This window comes from Rouxiella silvae (genome assembly GCF_002093625.1).
Taxonomy (GTDB): domain Bacteria; phylum Pseudomonadota; class Gammaproteobacteria; order Enterobacterales; family Enterobacteriaceae; genus Rouxiella; species Rouxiella silvae.
Genome location: NZ_MRWD01000011.1, coordinates 82,820 through 102,120 on the forward strand (window position 1 = coordinate 82,820; position 19,301 = coordinate 102,120).

The 19,301-nt window shown below is 52.2% G+C and carries 18 protein-coding genes; 11 read left to right on the forward strand and 7 right to left on the reverse strand.

The features are described 5' to 3' along the window. Nucleotides 1–75: 75 nt before the first annotated feature. From BS639_RS06545 to BS639_RS06565, 5 genes are all read right to left on the reverse strand, one after another. On the reverse strand, nucleotides 76–1,362 hold the full coding sequence (locus tag BS639_RS06545) for a hypothetical protein (protein ID WP_139804051.1): 1,287 nt from the start codon (nucleotides 1,360–1,362) through the stop codon (nucleotides 76–78). A gap of 95 nt (nucleotides 1,363–1,457) precedes the next feature. Further along, a complete protein-coding gene (gene araC, locus BS639_RS06550; protein ID WP_084982620.1) occupies nucleotides 1,458–2,381 on the reverse strand; it encodes an arabinose operon transcriptional regulator AraC in 924 nt (307 codons plus the stop codon). A gap of 142 nt (nucleotides 2,382–2,523) precedes the next feature. Then, nucleotides 2,524–3,528, reverse strand: a complete 1,005-nt coding sequence (araH, locus tag BS639_RS06555; RefSeq protein WP_055779552.1) for an L-arabinose ABC transporter permease AraH — start codon at nucleotides 3,526–3,528, stop codon at nucleotides 2,524–2,526. Nucleotides 3,529–3,570: 42 nt separating this feature from the next. Next, on the reverse strand, nucleotides 3,571–5,160 hold the full coding sequence (araG, locus tag BS639_RS06560) for an L-arabinose ABC transporter ATP-binding protein AraG (RefSeq protein WP_055779555.1): 1,590 nt from the start codon (nucleotides 5,158–5,160) through the stop codon (nucleotides 3,571–3,573). Between the two features lie 101 nt (nucleotides 5,161–5,261). Beyond that, nucleotides 5,262–6,251 carry an arabinose ABC transporter substrate-binding protein gene (locus BS639_RS06565; RefSeq protein ID WP_084982621.1) on the reverse strand — a complete coding sequence of 330 codons (990 nt, stop codon included), beginning with the start codon at nucleotides 6,249–6,251 and terminating at the stop codon, nucleotides 5,262–5,264. A 416-nt stretch (nucleotides 6,252–6,667) separates the two neighbouring features. Between BS639_RS06565 and BS639_RS06570 the strand changes: the two genes are divergently transcribed. From BS639_RS06570 to nth, 10 genes are all read left to right on the forward strand, one after another. After that, nucleotides 6,668–8,347 (forward strand): ribulokinase, encoded by a 1,680-nt coding sequence (locus BS639_RS06570; RefSeq protein ID WP_084982622.1) that lies wholly within the window; start codon nucleotides 6,668–6,670, stop codon nucleotides 8,345–8,347. 60 nt (nucleotides 8,348–8,407) lie between these two features. Then, nucleotides 8,408–9,913: an L-arabinose isomerase gene (araA, locus tag BS639_RS06575; protein ID WP_084982623.1), complete on the forward strand. Its 1,506-nt coding sequence runs from the start codon at nucleotides 8,408–8,410 to the stop codon at nucleotides 9,911–9,913. A gap of 315 nt (nucleotides 9,914–10,228) precedes the next feature. Next, nucleotides 10,229–10,669 carry a DUF2569 domain-containing protein gene (locus BS639_RS06580; protein WP_055779567.1) on the forward strand — a complete coding sequence of 147 codons (441 nt, stop codon included), beginning with the start codon at nucleotides 10,229–10,231 and terminating at the stop codon, nucleotides 10,667–10,669. 12 nt (nucleotides 10,670–10,681) lie between these two features. Further along, complete coding sequence (rsxA, locus tag BS639_RS06585) at nucleotides 10,682–11,263, forward strand: electron transport complex subunit RsxA (protein ID WP_055779570.1); 582 nt, start codon at nucleotides 10,682–10,684, stop codon at nucleotides 11,261–11,263. Next, nucleotides 11,263–11,829: an electron transport complex subunit RsxB gene (rsxB, locus tag BS639_RS06590; protein WP_084982624.1), complete on the forward strand. Its 567-nt coding sequence runs from the start codon at nucleotides 11,263–11,265 to the stop codon at nucleotides 11,827–11,829. The genes rsxA and rsxB overlap by 1 nt, the downstream gene beginning before the upstream one ends. A gap of 1 nt (nucleotide 11,830) precedes the next feature. Continuing rightward, on the forward strand, nucleotides 11,831–13,951 hold the full coding sequence (rsxC, locus tag BS639_RS06595) for an electron transport complex subunit RsxC (protein ID WP_084982625.1): 2,121 nt from the start codon (nucleotides 11,831–11,833) through the stop codon (nucleotides 13,949–13,951). Next, nucleotides 13,952–15,004, forward strand: coding sequence for an electron transport complex subunit RsxD (rsxD, locus tag BS639_RS06600; protein WP_084982626.1), 1,053 nt, complete (start codon nucleotides 13,952–13,954; stop codon nucleotides 15,002–15,004). 9 nt (nucleotides 15,005–15,013) lie between these two features. After that, nucleotides 15,014–15,646 (forward strand): electron transport complex subunit RsxG, encoded by a 633-nt coding sequence (rsxG, locus tag BS639_RS06605; protein ID WP_084982627.1) that lies wholly within the window; start codon nucleotides 15,014–15,016, stop codon nucleotides 15,644–15,646. Further along, nucleotides 15,639–16,331 carry an electron transport complex subunit E gene (locus BS639_RS06610; RefSeq protein ID WP_084982628.1) on the forward strand — a complete coding sequence of 231 codons (693 nt, stop codon included), beginning with the start codon at nucleotides 15,639–15,641 and terminating at the stop codon, nucleotides 16,329–16,331. The genes rsxG and BS639_RS06610 overlap by 8 nt, the downstream gene beginning before the upstream one ends. Next, nucleotides 16,331–16,975, forward strand: coding sequence for an endonuclease III (nth, locus tag BS639_RS06615; RefSeq protein ID WP_055779590.1), 645 nt, complete (start codon nucleotides 16,331–16,333; stop codon nucleotides 16,973–16,975). Before BS639_RS06610 ends, nth begins: the two co-directional genes overlap by 1 nt. A 124-nt stretch (nucleotides 16,976–17,099) precedes the next feature. On the opposite strand, the gene BS639_RS06620 is transcribed toward nth, so the two are convergent. Both BS639_RS06620 and BS639_RS06625 read right to left on the reverse strand, forming a co-directional pair. Then, the gene (locus BS639_RS06620) at nucleotides 17,100–17,603 is read right to left on the reverse strand and encodes a DUF2501 domain-containing protein (protein WP_055779593.1); all 504 of its coding nucleotides are present in this window, start codon (nucleotides 17,601–17,603) and stop codon (nucleotides 17,100–17,102) included. Between the two features lie 129 nt (nucleotides 17,604–17,732). Next, entirely contained in the window at nucleotides 17,733–18,653 is a 921-nt protein-coding gene (locus BS639_RS06625; RefSeq protein ID WP_055780948.1) for a LysR family transcriptional regulator, read from the reverse strand. A 422-nt stretch (nucleotides 18,654–19,075) separates the two neighbouring features. Between BS639_RS06625 and BS639_RS06630 the strand changes: the two genes are divergently transcribed. Continuing rightward, nucleotides 19,076–19,301: acyltransferase family protein (locus tag BS639_RS06630; protein WP_158086924.1), on the forward strand; the 226-nt coding region annotated here is incomplete at its 3' end.

Sequence of the window (19,301 nt, forward strand, 5' to 3'; positions counted from 1 at the left end):
TCTGCATCGTGCCAACCTACAGCCTGTTTTCTGGTCATTGACCCACAGTGCTCGAGAAACAGTGCTGTCGGGTACTCATGCTGTCGTATTTTCGTTTCGCATCCGTTTCGCAGACCTAATCACGTCATCAGGTGCGGGATGCTGCATCGGTGGCGGCGAGGGAGCAAAAACACTGCCCGGAGACCCCCGCCCAGAATGCAGTTCACGTAATATGGCCTGATTGAATTCTGTCTCGAAGTTATCGTCGATATCCTCTGAACAAGAAAGGGACGGGAGCGGCAGGCGCGGGTAAAATACCTTCAGCCTACCGTCAGAATCAGCTCGCTGCTGTTGCCTGTGGGTTGTCATAACTTTATTTATCATCACTAGGGTGACTTCGACGTTAACGCTGCGCAGGCAGGACCACAGCTGTAGCGCCGTGAATGCAGGCCCCCCTTCCACGCGGAGCAGCCTCTCCAATCTTGGTCTAATCATCGAGTTATTGTCGAACCACAGCCAGTTTTGCAACAGCCATTTTTTTATTTCTGGTTCGACAACCACGTGGAGCCCCGCCATCACCTGCGATATGCATTCAACTCTGACTCTGACACCTAATCTTTGAAGGACGGACCTCAGCTGCGGCGGCGTAAAGGTTGGGCATTCTTTCAGGCGCAGCAGTGCCTCAACCTGCCGTTCTTTAGGCGTTACTAAGCAGACGAGATGCCAGTTTTCCATCACCCACTGGCTCATTTTTGGCGGGACAACTGTGCGAATGTTTGCCATTGCCAAGTTTATCGCCCTAGCCGCCACATGAATTCCTTTCTCACACAGTGCCGCCTGCAACTCTGGCGCCTTCAATGGCGGGCATCCTTCCTGGCGAAGCAGCGCCTCCATCCGGTTTTCCAGAGCGCCCCCCTGCTCAATCCAATGCCATCTGTCTGCTAACCAATCTCTTAATTTTGAGCTAACCACCACCCTAAGGGGCGCCAACGCTTTACTTACCGTTGCAATTTCCACCTCCACGCCAATCCGTTTCAGAATGGCCAGCAGCGGTTTTGCTTGCAAGTCCGGACAGCCTTTCCGCTGCACAAGCTCCGCCACTCGGAGTTCCAGAGATTTTTCATGATTGACCAGACGCCAGTTTTCTTGTACCCAATGGATCTCTTTTGGCGTAATTCTGTAGCGATCCATTATCATTGTTGTAAAAGATTTTACTGTTGACTGGCGTGAATTATTTTCGGACGCAGAGAGCGTGGGCTGTGGGTAACTTTGTGATACACCGGAGATATTTGCCACCATTAAACGTGGTGGCGCGTGACAACAGGCAAGTGAGGATACCGCAGCAGACATTTCTGAGGATGTGGTTATCGAAGAAATTTTCATGAGTCGCGTCCATTGCAACAGAGTGACTATTTTCACTGGTGGCGACATTATTGAGTTGATGACTGCCGATTAAAAGATTAATCGGCAGTCATTTTTCAATATTGATAAGTGGCAGCGTTTTCACTCTGGGTGCGATAGGGTTTGGCGGGATAATTAATCTCAATGCTGCGGCGGCGAAAATCACTTGGGCTAACGCCGACTCTTTTGCGGAATACGCGGGAGAAATAGAGCTGATCGTCGTAACCCACTACGCGGCCAATGGTGGCTATCGACTCCTGAGTGGTTTGCAACAGCAGTTTGGCGCGGATCACTCTTTGGTCTTCTCGCCAGCGCAGAATGTTTATCCCCACTTGTTCGCGGAAAAGATGCGCAAGGCGTGAAGGTGAAAGGCAAACATGGCGCGCGACCTCATCAATGCGCAATTCACCGGCCAGATTGCCGGTAATAAACTGACAGGCTTCAATCACTCGTGGATCCATGATTTTTTGCGGACTTTGCGGATCTTCTTCCATTGCACGCAGCAGCAGCCTTTCGAGTAAGTTCATGCCCAGCTCTTCGCCAAATCGACGCCCAGACTTTTGAGTCTGTTCGATATTAGCAAACAGGCGGTCAAACTCAAGCAGCAACGTGTTGTTTGGCAAGGATAAGCGACCTACATCGCGCGTTTTTGTATGCCACTCAAGCCAGTCAGCCCAGTAGGCACGTGGGCGAAAATAGACCCAACGATGATACCAACAGTCACTGTGGGTGGAACGACCGTAGAGATGTCGTGCCTTGGGCGGAAACAGCAGCAGGTCGCCGGGATTGCAGTAAAAAGTGTCTTCGCCGTCAAACACCTTTCCCTGGCCCTTCACGGTTAGATTAAGAATAAAACCCTTCATACCACCGGGCCTGTCGATAGAAAAATCGAGCGGACCGTCGGCCTGAATAGGCGTCATTCCTGCAACCAGATAGGCGTTAAAGCTGTAACCGGGAAGTAACGGATTCGACTGCTGATCTTCAATCATACGGTGATACATCGGGCCCCCTTAAATCATCACGCTGGTCTAACCATTCTATCGGGCAATAGAATTACTGCCCGATTGCGTTAAAGAATTGTGAAGGAAATACACTTTTCTCGGCATTTAACCTTCGAAAGGCCCATTTAAAAACTGGAATCGTTTACACAGTCCGTTTGGCCTTCTGTTTATAGCGGTCGAAAATCACCGCAGCCAGCAGAATTAGACCGCGCACCACGTACTGAGAAAACGGTGAAATATTCAGCAAGTTCATGGCATTTTCTACCGTACCCAAAATCAGCACGCCAGCGACCACGTAGGAAATTTTACCGATACCGCCTTTGAGTGAAACGCCGCCCAGCACGCAGGCCGAGATAACAATCAACTCATAACCCAGTGAAGTCATAGGCTGGCCGCTGGTCATGCGCGAAGCCAAAATAATACCGGCCGCCGCTGACACCAGCCCTGAGAGGACAAAGATAATGATTTTAGTGCGCACGACCGGCACCCCGGCCAGACGCGCTGCCTCTTCGTTACCGCCAATCGCCAACGTGTTGCGGCCAAATGTGGTTTTGTTGAGCAGCAGGCCAAAGGCAATCAGGCAGCCCACGGTTATCCAGATAGGCGCAGGAAGCCCAAACCAGTTGGCGTAGCCAAGCGCAAAGAAGCGTTCGTCTTCAATGCCCACCGCCTTACCGTCGGAGATGATATACGCCAGTCCGCGCACAATTTGCATGGTGGCCAGTGTGGTGATCAGGGCATTAATTTTCAGGCGTGCAATCACAAAACCGTTAACCAAACCAGAAAGCATACCCAGCAGCAAACCGGCGCCAACGCCAATCCATAGGCTTTCGGTCATGTTTATCACCACCGCCGTGGTCACGCCCGCACAGGCAATCACCGAGGCAACCGACAGGTCGAAATCTCCAGACGCCAGGCAAAACAGCATGCCGCAGGCCACCATGCCGGACATTGATATCGCCAGTCCCAGCCCTTTCATGTTGATAAATGAACTAAAGTTAGGCACGAAGATGCTGCAGGCAATAAACAGCGCGGCAAACACCACCAGCATGCCGTAGCTGTCCCAGATGCGCATCAGGCTTCGGCCCCCGCGCGAAGCGGCGTTCGGCTGCTCGGATTTCGTCGTATTCGTTGTCATACTGGACATCATTTAACTCCTGCTTTTGCTTAAATCCGCACTGGCGCGCACTCAGGCGGCATCCGGGGTGGTTTCTGGGTTCAATTCGGGGGTACGCAGCATCGCCAACCCCAGCGCTTTCTCTTCCGTTGCCTCTTCGTGCGTCAGTTCTCCGGAAATCGAGCCTTCACGCATCACAATAATTCTGTCGGCCAGCCCCAGCACTTCCGGCAAGTCGCTCGAGGCAAACAGCACGGCGATCCCTTGCTTAGCCAAGGCATATATCACGTTATAAATCTCATGCTTGGCGCCCACGTCGATACCTCGCGTTGGCTCATCGAGCAGGATCACTTTCATCTCTTCCGACAGCCAGCGGCCAAGAATGGCCTTTTGCTGATTACCGCCTGACAGATTCATGATTAACTGCTCCGGCCCCGGCGTTTTGATGTTTAATCCTTTAATTTGTTTATCCGCATTAGTCTGCTCCCAGCGGTTGTTGATTAAACACCCGGCCTTCAGACTTTTACGACGCGCACTGATGTTGATATTGTCGCGCACCGAGTGCACCGCAATGATTCCATCTGCCTTGCGGTCTTCAGGGCACAGCATGATCCCGTGGCGAATCGCGTCGATAGGCGAAGAAATTTTCAACGGCTTGCCATCGAGAAAAAGTTGTCCGCCGGTTATCTTGGTGCCGCCAAACACCCCTTTCATCAGTTCACTGCGCCCTGCGCCCACCAGCCCAAACAGGCCGACAATCTCGCCCTGACGCACTGTCAGGCTGATGGTGGATTTCACGCCTGGGGCCTTCACCTCATCAAGCTGTAAACGCACATCACCCAGCGGGCGTGGCTGATAGCCATAAACATCCCCTAGGTTGCGCCCCACCATTGCCTGCACAAGGCTGTCGTGATTGACCTTCTGCATATCGTTGAAGGTGCGCACATAGCGCCCATCTTTAAACACGGTGATGGCGTCGCTGAGGGCAAAAATCTCCTCCATGCGGTGTGAAACATAAATAATCACCCGCCCTTCGGCGCGCAGCTCGCGGATAACCCGAAACAGCTGCTCGATTTCGCGCGCCGACAGCGAACTGGTCGGTTCATCAAAAGCGATAACTTTGGCATTACGCGCCAGCGCTTTAGCAATTTCGACCATTTGCCACTGGCCGATAGAGAGATATTTCAGCGGCGTATCGGGGTCGATATCCAGCCCCAGATGCTCAAGCTGCAGCTTCGCCTCATAGCGCAGCAGTTTGCGATTTACCCAGCCACGACGGCTTGGCAACTGGCCGAGGTAGATGTTTTCCGCCACCGTCATTTCAGGCACCAGGTGCAGCTCCTGATAAATAATGGCAACCCCCGCGTCGAGCGCATCGGTGGTGTGATTAAAGGTCACCGGCTGACCTTTAAGCAGAATTTGTCCCTGACTTGGGCTGTAGTTCCCGCTGAGAATTTTAAGCAGCGTCGATTTTCCCGCTCCGTTTTCACCCATAAGTGCGTGAATTTGACCGGCATAGCAGTCAAAACTAATGCCATCTAGCGCCTTGACACCGGGGAAGGTTTTACCGATCCCCTGAAAAGTTAAATAGGGTTTACGGAGATCAAACGCTTCCAGAGAAGGAGTCGGCAGCGACGACGATGTGGGAGAGATTGAAGACATAGCGGCAACCTTTTGAACATAAACTTGTTTAAACGCGATGGGTCTTTATGCTGGAAAAACCCATCGCCAACTCTGTGGCTTAGCTAGGCAACTGAACGCCGTTATTTACCGCCTAGACCTTTTTTATCCAGCTCGACCTTAAAGTTGTCGCGGGTGATCAGCACCACGTCGGTGACTTCGGTAAACTTCGGTGGCTCTACGCCCTTGGTTACCCAGTCATTAAGCATCTGAATGCTTTTATAGCCGTGCACGTCAGGGCTTGGCAGCAGTGATCCGTAGAAACCGGTCTGCTCTTTTTTCGACAGTTCGTTAACCGCGTCAACCCCGTTGATGCCAATGCCAATCACATTAGCCGCGTTGAAACCTTGTCCCTCGGTGGCACGCACGCCGCCAAGAACGGTGTTGTCATTCATGCCCAGAATTAGCCAGTTTTTAACCTTGGGATGCTGCACCAGCAGTGAGTTACCGGCGTCAAGCGCGCCAGGAATATCATTGGATTTAGTCGGCACCTTGTAGATTTGTGCCGCAGGGAAACCGGCGGCCTTCAGCGCATCCATTGACCCCGTCGTACGGCGACGTGCGGTGTCGAGCTCATCGGCTGTGATCGCCATTACGCCCGTATCGGCCACGTTCCAGCCACGTTTCTTCATCTCTTTATAAAGCTCCTGCCCCTGACGCTCGCCAATTTTGCTGGCGGCCATCATCACCAATGGCACGTCGTCCATGGGTTTACCTTTGGCATTCACAAACTGGTCATCGACGGCAATCACCTTCAGACCATAGCTTTTGGCCTTAGCCATAATTGCCGGGCCAAGCCGCGGGTCGGGGGTGCAAATAACAAAACCTTTGGCACCGTTCGCAGCCAGACTGTCTATCGCATTCAGCGTTTTTTCACCGTCGGGAACGGCAATTTTAATCACCTGGAAGCCCAGGTCTTTTCCTGCTTTGTCTGCAAATCGCCATTCAGTCTGGAACCACGGCTCTTCCGGTTGCTTGACTAAAAAGCCCAGTTTCTCAGTGTCCGCCATAGCTGAATGTGACATAAAAGCAGCCAGTCCAATTGCCGCCAGCGCCTTAGTGAATTTATGCATGATGCTCTCCGACTTTTTATAGTTGTTACCGGCACAAGTAGGTGCTGGCGTGAAAACGTTATCAGTAGGGTGTTTCTTAAAAAACCACCTAACAAACCTTGCTATACGGGTATCGGTGATTGAGTAAAATTAAGTCGAGGTAAGTTTTAACTGGAATGATTTCTTAATATGTAGAGCGCTATCACAATTAAAAATTACAGCCATTCTGTGCATATATTCAGCGATTTTAACCAAATCGTAACTTTATGACCGCCCTCACATAACCGGTTTAGGGAGCAGAAAAGTACATACTTCCAGCTAATGTCTCCTCACTGCCTTCCCGCCGCTGCTCCTATGGTTATCCACAGCAAAAGCCAGACGGGTTTGAACTGGCTAAAACCAGAGACGTTAAGCAACTAACTTTTGAGGGGACAACCATGGCGCAGGGTGCAATTGCTCTTGGTCTGGATTTTGGCAGCGATTCGGTGCGCGTACTGGCGGTGGATTGCCACAGTGGCAAAGAGATAGACACCGACGTGGTTTACTACCCGCGCTGGCAGGAAGGATTGTATTGCCACGCCGGAAAAAACCAGTTTCGTCACCATCCGTTGGACTATATAGAGGCGATGGAAAGTGCGATTAAGAATCTGCTTCAGCGCCTGGGGCCAGACGCCAGCGCGCGCATCATCGGCATCGGCGTTGACTCCACCGGATCAACGCCTGCGCCGATTGACGAACGCGGGCAGGTGCTCGCACTGAGGCCGGAATTCGCCGATAACCCCAACGCCATGTTTGTACTGTGGAAAGATCACACCGCGATCAACGAGGCCGAAGAGATAAATCGCCTGTGTCGCGGCGGCGAATTCCCCGACTACACCCGTTACATCGGTGGCGTGTATTCGTCGGAGTGGTTCTGGGCCAAAATCTTGCACGTTTCACGCGAGGACAGTGCGGTACGTGAAGCGGCTGCCTCGTGGGTGGAACTGTGCGATTGGGTTCCCGCCCTGCTCTCCAATACCACTGCACCGGCGAGCATTGTGCGTGGCCGCTGTAGCACGGGGCATAAAATGCTCTGGCATCCTTCATGGGGCGGCTTCCCGCCGCGTGATTTTTTCGCCGCGCTTGATGATTGTCTGGTCGAGAATCTGCCTTATCCGCTGTTCAGCGACACGCAAACCGCCGAAAAACCGGTTGGCAAACTCAGTGCCGAGTGGGCACAGCGCCTGGGACTCTCCACCTCAGTGGTCATTTCCGGCGGTGCCTTTGACTGCCACATGGGCGCGGTCGGTGCCGGTGCCCAGCCCTATACGCTGGTTAAAGTGATCGGTACCTCAACCTGCGACATTTTAATTGCCGACCAACAGCGGGTCGGCGATCGGGCCATTGCTGGGATCTGCGGTCAGGTTGACGGCAGCGTGGTACCGGGGATGGTTGGCATGGAGGCGGGACAGTCGGCGTTTGGCGATATGTATGCTTGGTTCAGCCAGATACTTAGTTGGCCGCTGGTGCAATTAGCCAGCCGTCATCCCGAGTTGAAACCACACATCAGCGAGATGAAAAAGACCCTGCTTTCCGACCTTACCGCCGCGTGGGCCGCTAACCCAACGCTCGATAATTTGCCGCTGGTGCTTGACTGGTTCAACGGCCGCCGTACGCCTTTTGCCAATCAGCGTCTGAAGGGGGTGATCACTGACATCAACCTCGGGACTCAAGCCCCCGAGCTGTTTGGCGGTTTTATTGCTGCCACCGCCTTTGGGGCGCGCGCCATTATGGAGTGCTTCGAGCAACAAGATATCCCGGTAGAAAACGTGCTGACGCTGGGCGGCATCGCCCGTAAGTCACCGGTTATCATGCAGGTTTGTGCCGACGTGATGAACCGTCCACTGCAAATTGTGGCCTCCGACCAGTGCTGCGCCTTGGGTGCCGCCATATTTGCCGCCACTGCCGCCGGTGAGTTTGCCTCTATTCCTCTGGCCCAGCAGTCAATGGCCTGCGCAATAGAAAAAACGCTACTGCCGGACCCGCAGCGCGCCGCGCAATTTCAAAAGCTTTATGAGCGCTATCAACGGTGGTGTCAGAGCTCTGAACCGCTTTTTAACGCCGCGACGCCGTCTTGAATTACCCGCTGGCGACCGGCCAGCGGCATCACCTTACCGTTAATCGTGCAGGAGCAAAAAATGGACGCATTTAAACAACTCGAAGTCTGGTTCGTGATCGGCAGTCAAAATTTGTATGGCGCAGAAACGCTGCGTCAGGTGAAAGACAATGCCGAAAAGGTGGTTAACGGACTTAACGCCTCGGCCAGCCTGCCGATTAAGCTGGTGTTAAAACCACTGGCCACCACGCCGGACGAAATCACCACCGTCTGCCGTGAAGCTAATTACAGCAATAACTGTATCGGGCTGATAACCTGGCTGCACACCTTTTCTCCGGCCAAAATGTGGATTGCTGGACTGAGCATTTTGCACAAACCTTTAATGCAGTTTCATACCCAGTTCAATGCCGAGATCCCTTGGGACTCAATGGATATGGACTTTATGAATCTCAATCAAACGGCCCACGGCGGCCGCGAGTTTGGCTTTATCGGTGCGCGCATGCGCCAGCAACATTCAGTGATTACCGGCCATTGGGAAGATAAAGAGAGCCATCGCCGCATTGCGCAGTGGATGCGTGTTGCGGCGGCGAAAAATGAGAGTCAGCAGCTCAAACTGGCGCGATTTGGCGACAACATGCGTGAAGTGGCGGTCACCGAGGGAGATAAAGTTGCCGCGCAGATTACATTCGGATACACCGTCAGCGCCTACGGCGTGGGTGATTTGGTGAGTGTCATCGAAGAAGTAAGCCGTGGTGACGTCGATACATTAATTGAGGAATATGAGTCTAGCTACCAACTCACCGATGCAGTGAAACTCCACGGCGAGAAGCGTGAGAACCTGATTGACGCCGCGCGTATCGAACTGGGCATGACCCGCTTCCTTGAGCAGGGTAACTTCAAAGCTTTCACAACTAACTTCGAAAACCTGTATGGCATGAAGCAGTTGCCGGGGCTGGCCGTGCAGCGTCTGATGCAAAAAGGTTACGGCTTCGGCGGCGAAGGTGACTGGAAAACGGCGGCGCTGCTGCGCATTATGAAAGTCATGGCCAGCGGCCTGAACGGCGGGACCTCGTTTATGGAGGACTACACCTATAACTTCCAGACGGGCAATGATTTGGTGGTCGGCTCACACATGCTCGAAGTTTGCCCGAGTATTGCTACCGGCGAAAAACCCATTCTTGACGCGCAGTATCTTGGCATAGGCGGCAAGGCTGATCCCGCAAGGCTTATTTTCTCGACCCCCGCGGGTCCGGCAGTGAATGCCAGCGTTATCGACATGGGTGACCGTTTCCGTCTGCTGGTGAATTTGGTCGATACCATTGAGCAGCCAAAACCGCTGCCAAAACTGCCGGTGGCGCGTGCCATTTGGAAAGCCCAGCCCTCGCTGGCTACGGCAGCAGAGGCGTGGATCCTTGGCGGCGGCGCGCACCATACTGTGTTCTCGCAGGCGCTGGACATCGACTACCTGCGCCTCTACGCCGAACTGCACAACATAGAACTGCTGGTTATCGACAATCAAACCACGCTGCCTGATTTCAAAAATGAACTGCGTTGGAACGACGTGTATTACAAGCTTTATAGTCATTAATTATTGGTTTTGGCGCTTTCCCCCGCTGACTTAAGCGGGGGAAAGCAGGCATGAGGGAACACATGACTGATTAGCGTACACGCCGTCTTCAACCACTCTTTTCGTTGAATAATTCATATTCAACCCTCCTATTTTTCAGGCAAAAAGTGATATTTTTTACGCTGTTGCACAGCAATCACATGATCACGATAGCGACGAATCCATTCCCGCGTTAAGCTATTGCGCCTTGAATGTCTAAATCCGCCGTCAACCGCACTGCCGATGCAGGCTGCGCTTGGTGAGTCGGTCTAAAATATCAATGAAATAGGGTTATTTATGTCTCAAAATTCTGGCTATCAGCGTATTGGCGGCTGGCTATTGGCCCCAATGGCGTACCTGATCGTCAATTTGATGAGTGTCGTGTTAATGCTGCTGCTTTATTCAATGGCCATATTTAAGCCGGAATCGCGCGAGTATTTAATCACCAACTCTCAGGCATTTACCATGCAGTGGTATTTTTCCGTGGTCACCACGCTGGTCATGGGCGTATTTACGCTCACCGCGCTGTGGCAATTTTGCCGGCGTGTAAAGTCATTGCCGAAAACCTATATAATCTGGCTGCTGTTTACCGTTCTACTGGCCGTGAAAGCCTTTGCTTTTTCGCCGATTAATGACGACCTTGCCGTGCGCAATTTATTGCTGCCTCTGTTGGCAGCTGCACTGCTGGTGCCCTATTTCAAGCGCTCCCGTCGGGTTAAAGAAACTTTTACACAATAGTTAGGCACTATCATGACATCATACCTTTTACTGTTTATCGGCACTGTGCTGGTAAACAACTTTGTTCTGGTTAAGTTTCTTGGCCTGTGCCCGTTTATGGGTGTGTCCAAAAAACTCGAATCGGCCATCGGCATGGGGCTCGCCACGACCTTCGTTATTACGCTGTCCAATATTTGCTCGTGGATTGTCAACACCTTTATTCTGATGCCGTTAGGGCTGGTGTATTTGCGGACCATGGCGTTCATTTTGGTGATTGCCGTTGTCGTTCAGTTCACCGAAATGGTCGTGCGTAAAACCAGTCCGTCGCTTTATCGTCTTTTAGGCATTTTTTTACCGCTTATCACCACTAACTGCGCAGTATTGGGCGTTGCGTTACTCAATATAAATCAACAGCTGAATTTCATGCAGTCCGCTCTCTACGGCTTTGCGGCCTCGATTGGCTTCTCGCTGGTCATGGTGCTGTTTGCCGCCATTCGTGAGCGCCTGGTCGTTGCTGACGTTCCTGCACCGTTTCGCGGTTCATCTATAGCCTTAGTCACCGCGGGTCTGATGTCTCTGGCCTTTATGGGCTTTACCGGGCTGGTGAAATTCTAATGTTTGAGTTGTGGGTTGCTATTGGTTCACTCAGCGCGATGGCGTTGGTGTTTGGTTTGCTGCTGGGTTATGCCTCTCGCCGTTTTGCGGTTGAGGGAAATCCGGTGGTTGATCAGATAGACGATATTTTGCCGCAGAGCCAGTGCGCTCAGTGCGGTTACCCGGGCTGCAAGCCTTACGCTGAGGCGGTAGCCAACGGCGACAAAATTAATAAATGCGTGCCCGGCGGCGAGCCGGTGATGCTGAAACTCGCGACGTTACTTAATGTCGATCCGCAGCCATTGGACGGCGACGCCGTTGAGGCCGTGCCGGTTCGCAGAATTGCTTATATCGATGAAAGCAACTGCATCGGCTGCACAAAGTGCATTCAGGCTTGCCCAGTAGACGCCATTGTTGGCGCGACGCGTGCAGTTCACACCGTCGTCACTGACCTGTGTACCGGTTGTGACCTCTGCGTTGCGCCCTGCCCAACCGACTGCATTGAAATGCTGCCGATTAAAACCACCACCGCGAACTGGAAATGGGACATGAATACCATTCCAGTGCAAATTATTCATGCGGAGTAACATGTTCAATCTGTTTGCTACGCTCAAGAAAGAGAAAATCTGGGACTTTGACGGCGGTATTCATCCGCCCGAGATGAAAACTCAGTCCAGCCTGGTGCCTCTGCGCCGAATGCCTCTGCCTGAGCGTTTTATTATTCCTTTGCAGCAGCACTTGGGGCCTGAAGGCGAGCTTTGTGTAAAATCGGGTGATCGAGTGTCAAAAGGCCAGCCGCTGACCACCGGCCTTGGCCGTACTGTGCCGGTTCATGCGCCGACCTCCGGCACCATTAGCGCCATTGAGCCACATATCACCGCGCACCCTTCAGGTTTGAAAGAGCTGTGTGTAATTATTGACGCAGACGGAGAAGACCGCTGGTGCGAACGTCAGTTTGTAGAGGACTACACTCAGCTCGATGCCGCCGCGATTAACCAACTGATTCATCAGGCCGGTATTGCCGGTTTGGGGGGAGCCGGTTTTCCTACGGCCAGCAAAATTCAGGGCAGCCTTGAGCGTACCAAAATTCTCATTCTTAATGCTGCCGAGTGTGAACCTTATATCACCGCTGACGACCGGTTGATGCAGGAGCACGCCGATGAAATTTTGCTCGGCACACGCATTATGTGTCACATGCTGCATCCCGAGCAGGTGTTGATCGGTATCGAGGACAACAAGCCCGAAGCGATCGCCGCCTTAAAGGCCGCCATTAAAAAAGAAAAACACGCCGGTGTTAACATCGAGCTGCGCGTAGTGCCGACCAAGTACCCTTCCGGCGGAGCAAAACAGCTGACCCGCATTCTTACGGGTAAGGAAGTGCCTAAGGGCAAACACTCCTCTGCCATTGGCGTACTGATGCAAAACGTCGGCACCGTATTTGCCATTAAGCGCGCGATTATCGATGCCGAACCCCTGATTGAGCGCGTGGTTACCCTCACCGGTGAGTCGGTAAAAAAACCAGGCAATGTCTGGGCCAGACTTGGCACGCCGGTGGCACATCTGATGCGCGAAGGCGACTTTGAGCCGCAGAATCAACAAAAAATGGTGATTATGGGCGGTCCACTGATGGGCTTTACCCTACCGTCACTTGATGTACCGATTGTTAAAATCAGCAACTGTCTGTTGGCACCGTCGGTCAGTGAAATGGGTCAGCCCGAGCAGGAAGAAGCCTGCATCCGCTGTAGTCTTTGCGCCGAATCTTGCCCGGCTGGTCTGTTACCGCAGCAGCTTTACTGGTTCAGTCGCGGTCAGGAACATGAAAAAGCGCGCAACCATAATCTGTTCGACTGCATTGAGTGCGGTGCCTGCGCCTACGTGTGTCCGAGTAATATTCCGCTGGTGCAGTACTACCGACAGGAAAAAGCCGAGATCCGTGCGCTGGATCTTGAAGCCACCCGCGCGACCGAAGCCAAAGCGCGTTTCGAAGCCAAACAGCTGCGTATGGAGCGCGAAAAGCTGGCTCGTGAGGAAAAACATAAAAAATCTGCCGTTAAACTCAGCGATGAAGATGCCCGTGTCATCACGCCACGCGTCAGCGCTGTAGAGCAAACTAAGCCTGCTGAAAACGAGAAAGACACCGATCCTCGTCAGGCAGCCCTCGCCGCCGCGATAGCGCGAGCCAAGGCTAAAAAAGCCGCCGTTGTCGCCGATGTAGAGGAAGTGCCAGTTTCCAACGAACCGATCGCCACGCCTGCCGACATGCCGATTGAAGGCGATGCCCGTAAAGCGGCCGTAGCTGCCGCCATTGCCCGCGCCAAAGCTAAAAAAGCAGCAGCAACTTCAGGCAACGCCGCACCTGAAATTAACGCTGAAGTTAAGGCAGACGTTGAATCAGAGAGTAAGGCGAAATCAGTCGAACCCACCGCCGATGCCATGCCAGAAGATAAACGCAAAGCCGCCGTAGCTGCCGCCATTGCGCGTGTCAAAGCGAAGAAAACCGCACAAGCGCCTCAATCCACTGAGCTTGCCGCGGTTGATACAAAGCAATCAGTGACACCGTCACCTAAGGCGAACACTGCGGGCCTGGCACAATCAGATTCAGAAGGTGATCCACGCAAAGCTGCGGTAGCAGCAGCGATCGCCCGCGTAAAGGCCCGAAAAGCCGCTCAAGCTCTGACGTTGTCGAGCGAAATGTCGAACGAGGAATAGATGGCTTTTAGAATCGCAAGTTCTCCTTTTACCCACAACCGCCAGAGCACCCGCTCAATTATGCTGATGGTTGTACTGGCCTGTATTCCGGGCATTGCCGCGCAGGTTTGGTATTTTGGTTACGGCACGCTGGTGCAGGTGGCGTTGGCTATTTTAATCGCCATTTTGGCGGAAGGAGCCGTACTACAGTTACGCAAAATGCCGGTTGCAAAACGGCTTGCCGACAACACCGCACTGCTCACCGCCGTACTGCTTGGCGTAAGTTTACCGCCGCTTGCCCCGTGGTGGATGATTGTTATTGGCACCGTTTTTGCCATTATTATTGCCAAACAGCTTTACGGTGGACTGGGGCAAAACCCGTTTAACCCGGCGATGGTGGGTTATGTAGTGTTACTCATTTCGTTCCCGGTGCAGATGACAACCTGGCTGCCGCCTGACGCCCTGCAGGCACATCACGTGGGCTTTGTTGATACGCTGCTGACCATTTTTGGCGGACACGATTCACAAAATATGACCGCCTATCAACTGCAAATGAATGTCGATGGTATCACGCAGGCCACGCCGCTTGACGGATTTAAAACCGGTCTGCGCTCAGGACACACGGCGGAACAGGTGTTACAGCAACCGCTGTTCAGCGGCATACTGGCCGGTCTTGGTTGGCAGTGGGTTAATCTCGGTTTTCTGGCCGGTGGCGTGTTCCTGATGTGGCGTCGGATTATCAGTTGGCATATTCCAGTCAGCATACTGATGATGATGACTTTCTGTGGCACGCTGGCTTGGGCACTAGACCCAGGCAGTTATTCACCGCCAATCATCGGTTTATTTTCCGGTGCTACCATGCTGGGCGCATTCTTTATTGCCACCGATCCGGTTACCGCGTCGACCACGCCAAAGGGGCGACTCATTTTTGGTGCGCTTATTGGGCTGCTGATTTGGTTGATTCGCGCCTACGGTGGCTATCCTGACGGCGTTGCTTTTGCCGTGCTGCTGGCGAACATTACCGTTCCGCTGATCGACCACTACACTCAGCCACGTGTTTACGGCCATCGCTAAGGAAAAAGTATGTTAGCTACAATGCGCCGCTATGGGATGACCTTAGCATTTTTCGGCATCCTGATGACAGGTATGACGGCCTTGGTTAATCTTTTAACCAAACCGACAATTGAACATCAAGCCTTGTTGCAACAAAAGAGCTTGTTCGATCAGGTGATCCCTGCAAGCGTGTATGATAACAACATGCAGCAGGAGTGTTACAACGTCACTAATGCATCATTGGGGACGGCAACGCCTCACCGCATGTATCTGGCGCGCAAAGACGGCCAGCCGGTTGCAGCCGTCGTTGAGACCACTGCACCGGACGGATATTCTGGCGCGATTCAGCTGTTGGTTGCCGCTGATTTTCATGGCAAAGTGTTTGGAACTCGCGTGCTTGAACAGCATGAAACCCCCGGACTCGGTGACAAAATTGAAGTCCGTATCTCCGACTGGATCAAAAGTTTTGCCAATCAAACGATTAACGGCGCCAGCGATGCCCGCTGGGCGGTTAAAAAGGACGGCGGCATGTTTGATCAATTCACTGGTGCGACCATTACACCGCGGGCCGTGGTCCGTTCTGTAAAACGTACCGCACTCTTTATTGAGACTGTGCCTGCGCAGCTTTCCCACCTCACCCCTTGTGGAGCACGTGATGAGTGATGCAAAAACACTAATCGTTAACGGACTGTGGAAGAACAACTCCGCGCTGGTTCAATTACTCGGCCTCTGCCCACTGCTGGCTGTAACCTCCACGGCAACTAATGCGCTGGGGTTGGGTTTGGCTACCACCATGGTATTAACCTGCACCAATGCCATGATTTCAGCCTTCCGCCGCTGGGTGCCGAGTGAAATCCGTATTCCTATCTACGTGCTCATTATCGCCTCGGTGGTCAGCACCGTGCAGATGCTGATAAATGCCTATGCGTTTGCGCTGTATCAGGCGCTGGGGATTTTTATCCCGCTTATCGTTACTAACTGTATTGTGGTCGGTCGCGCAGAGGCTGTCGCCTCCAACAGTCCGATACACCTCGCCGCACTCGATGGCCTGATGACTGGGCTAGGCGCGACGGCGGCGATGTTTACCCTGGGCTCTATGCGCGAAATCCTTGGCTCAGGAGTATTATTTAATGGCGCAGACCTGTTACTGGGAAGTTGGGCCAAAGTGCTGCGCGTGCAGGTAGTGCATCTGGATAATCCATTCTTGCTGGCGATGTTACCGCCGGGTGCCTTTATAGGCCTTGGCATGCTGCTGGCGGGGAAATATCTGATTGACCAACGAATGAAGGCACGCGCCGCCGCCCGAGCAGCCCATTCGCTGCCGCAGGGTAATACCGAGAAAGCCTGATGAATAAAGATAAACGCATCAGCATTCTTAAACGCCTGCGCGAAAACAATCCGCATCCGACCACTGAATTGGTGTACACCACGCCTTTCGAATTGTTAATTGCGGTACTGCTCTCGGCTCAGGCAACCGATGTCAGCGTCAATAAAGCCACAGCCAAACTTTATCCGATGGCTAATACGCCGCAGAAGGTGTGGGACTTGGGCGTCGACGGCGTTAAGGAATACATCAAGACTATTGGTCTGTTTAACGCCAAGGCCGAGAACGTGATCAAGACTTGCCGAATTCTGCTTGATAAGCACGCCGGTGAAGTTCCTGAAGACCGCGCTGCGCTTGAAGCACTGCCAGGAGTGGGAAGAAAAACCGCCAATGTCGTACTCAATACGGCGTTTGGCTGGCCGACCATTGCCGTAGACACGCACATTTTCCGCGTCTGCAACCGCACACGTTTCGCGCCTGGAGAGACGGTTGAAAAGGTGGAAGAAAAGCTGCTAAAAGTCGTCCCCGCTGAATTCAAACTCGACTGCCATCACTGGTTTATTCTGCACGGGCGTTACACCTGCGTGGCGCGAAAGCCGCGATGCGGATCATGTCTGATTGAAGACTTGTGTGAGAGCAAAGAGAAGGTCTATCCGGAAGGATATTGATTACAATAGCGTTTTTATTGAAAATATCAAATCAAGGGCATGCGCTGCGCTCACTGAGCAGAGGCCCAGTAAGCGCAGCGCATGGATTTATCTTTTAGAACCCGACATTTTCAATTGAAAACCATTACAAGAATGACTTAGCCTGCTTCAATACCACGTCACAGGCTTTCGTTTTCACCTTTTCTTTCAACTGCGTCAACCCGCCAGAGTCGAGACTGCTCAAGTCAACGTTCTGACCCTTACCGGTATGAAGAATACCGTTGAGGCCGTCCTGATAGTCGGCCTTTTGAGTCGTTCCAGCGTTCTGGATCCCAAGTTTATCCATCAGTTTGTCTTTAACTGACGTGGCGCTAGTAGCCGAAAGCACGTTGTTTTTTACGCAGTATTGCAGAATACCTGCTGCATTGGTGCTGCTTTTCGACGTAAGATTGCTGTTGCTGCCGCCGAGCAAAGAAGTGAGCTGGCTCATTGAATAGCCTCCCTCAGAGCCACCGCTGGCATTGCCACCGAGCTGCTGGTTGGCGGCGTCAGATAAAGATCCAAGCAGGCTGTTTGCCGCCTGTGCGCCGCTGGCCATCAGAAGTCCGCTGGCTGCCAGTGCCAATATGCTGGTACGAAATGCTTTCATCTTTTGCTCCAATCCATTATGCGATTACACGTGGTTTTCATTTCTTAAATTACTCGAGCTTCTTACGCTAATCTTGGCGCGATTACCCACGCCCAGCAATAGGAATATGTCGGATAATGCCGTGCAGATTCAGATGTTTGTTATGTCTACATCACGTTTTGCTAACCATTGGCTTGCGGCACCAAAGAAGTGTTGCGCCAACGGCGTTGCCCTGCCCGCCTGCGCAACCACCAGCGCGGCGTGCCGAGTCATCGGCGTAATGTTCAGCGAACAGCGTTTTAATGACGGTGACATCTCGTCAATAAGATGTCCGCGAGGCACCAGAGCACACCCTAGGCCAACAAACACACCCTGCATCAGCTGAAATATCGAGCTGCTTTCCAAAATTGGGCGTAATTCCAGCCCGCTACTGCGGAAAAAATTATCAAGATAACGACGGAAATAACGGCTGGGTTCTGACAAACAGAGCGGCAACTCGGCAACCTGCTGCGCGTTAAGCTGGGCAAATTGCTCGAGTTGAGGAAAGTGTTGCGGGTTGTAGACAAGGTCGACGCCGCCGTCGTGCAGCGGAAAGAGCTGAAAACGTAGCTCATTCAGGGTTGAGAATTCGAAAAATCCGATGCCGATATCAACCGAATGACTGGCCAAGTCCTCGATCAACCGATCGGCACTGACTTCAGATACCCGGTAATCCAGCCCAGAATGCTCTTCGCCGATCCCTTTGAGTAAAGCAGCGAGTGAAATACTGCACTGAGGCATAACCCCAATACGCAACGTACCGCTTAGCCCCTGTTTTAATGAGGCAACCTCAAGCTTCAATCCCTCGTAAACGGAGACAATCTCACGCGCCCAGCTCAAAACACGATGGCCTTCTGGCGTGAAACCTTCAAAGTTGTTTCCGCGATTGATCAGACTAAGATCGAGCTCTTTCTCAAGGTTTTTTAGGCGCATTGACAACGTCGGCTGGCTTACAAAGCTGATTTGCGCCGCGCGCCCGAAGTGTTTTTCTCGTTCGAGATTACACAGATAAATGAGTTGTTTTATGTCCAAAAATGCTCGCATTTAATGAGTTAGATTGAAAATTTTTAGTCCATGTCATGTTATGTACTGACCCCTGTACTAACTTAGAACTGAGCATCAGATAATGGGCTCTGACTTTTTAAATAAAAACATAATAGCTGACCTGCGCGCCGTGCCAAAACAAAATCCCTCCCGATGTCTGTGCGCTGAACCCAAGCATGCCACCAAGATAACCTTGTCCTTAAGAGTTCATTTAAAAATATTGATATAGTGCGCAAATCTGAAAGGTAAGCGTTGACCAAACGAAAGACCACCCCCTACTATCTTCTGGCTGGAAAAAAGATCTCACCAACTATTTAATAAAAATACATTTTCGCATTATAACTTTGCCACTGTAAGCATTAACAGATCCTAATGGCAAAGTGAATTCAGCCTACTTTATGGATGAAGAAGTGAAAAATAAAACAATAGATAGCTTAAAGCTAATTTTTGCGGTGACCGTTGTTGCCATGCATGGCTTTCTTCTTGAATCACAGTACAACCGCTACATACTCGGGATTTTAACCAATGGATTGTTCAGATCTGCTGTCCCTTTCTTTTTTATCGTCAGTGGTTACCTCTTCTTTAAAACGATAAAGAATAACACGACTAAAAAATGGTTTTCCCATATTATAAAAG

Excerpts from the sequence above, each read along its gene's own strand:
- BS639_RS06545 (WP_139804051.1), bottom strand. The coding sequence starts at position 1,362 with ATGAAAATTTCTTCGATAACCACATCCTCAGAAATGTCTGCTGCGGTA.
- araC (WP_084982620.1), bottom strand. The coding sequence starts at position 2,381 with ATGTATCACCGTATGATTGAAGATCAGCAGTCGAATCCGTTACTTCCC.
- araH (WP_055779552.1), bottom strand. The coding sequence starts at position 3,528 with ATGTCCAGTATGACAACGAATACGACGAAATCCGAGCAGCCGAACGCC.
- araG (WP_055779555.1), bottom strand. The coding sequence starts at position 5,160 with ATGTCTTCAATCTCTCCCACATCGTCGTCGCTGCCGACTCCTTCTCTG.
- BS639_RS06565 (WP_084982621.1), bottom strand. The coding sequence starts at position 6,251 with ATGCATAAATTCACTAAGGCGCTGGCGGCAATTGGACTGGCTGCTTTT.
- BS639_RS06570 (WP_084982622.1), top strand. The coding sequence starts at position 6,668 with ATGGCGCAGGGTGCAATTGCTCTTGGTCTGGATTTTGGCAGCGATTCG.
- araA (WP_084982623.1), top strand. The coding sequence starts at position 8,408 with ATGGACGCATTTAAACAACTCGAAGTCTGGTTCGTGATCGGCAGTCAA.
- BS639_RS06580 (WP_055779567.1), top strand. The coding sequence starts at position 10,229 with ATGTCTCAAAATTCTGGCTATCAGCGTATTGGCGGCTGGCTATTGGCC.
- rsxA (WP_055779570.1), top strand. The coding sequence starts at position 10,682 with ATGACATCATACCTTTTACTGTTTATCGGCACTGTGCTGGTAAACAAC.
- rsxB (WP_084982624.1), top strand. The coding sequence starts at position 11,263 with ATGTTTGAGTTGTGGGTTGCTATTGGTTCACTCAGCGCGATGGCGTTG.
- rsxC (WP_084982625.1), top strand. The coding sequence starts at position 11,831 with ATGTTCAATCTGTTTGCTACGCTCAAGAAAGAGAAAATCTGGGACTTT.
- rsxD (WP_084982626.1), top strand. The coding sequence starts at position 13,952 with ATGGCTTTTAGAATCGCAAGTTCTCCTTTTACCCACAACCGCCAGAGC.
- rsxG (WP_084982627.1), top strand. The coding sequence starts at position 15,014 with ATGTTAGCTACAATGCGCCGCTATGGGATGACCTTAGCATTTTTCGGC.
- BS639_RS06610 (WP_084982628.1), top strand. The coding sequence starts at position 15,639 with ATGAGTGATGCAAAAACACTAATCGTTAACGGACTGTGGAAGAACAAC.
- nth (WP_055779590.1), top strand. The coding sequence starts at position 16,331 with ATGAATAAAGATAAACGCATCAGCATTCTTAAACGCCTGCGCGAAAAC.
- BS639_RS06620 (WP_055779593.1), bottom strand. The coding sequence starts at position 17,603 with ATGAAAGCATTTCGTACCAGCATATTGGCACTGGCAGCCAGCGGACTT.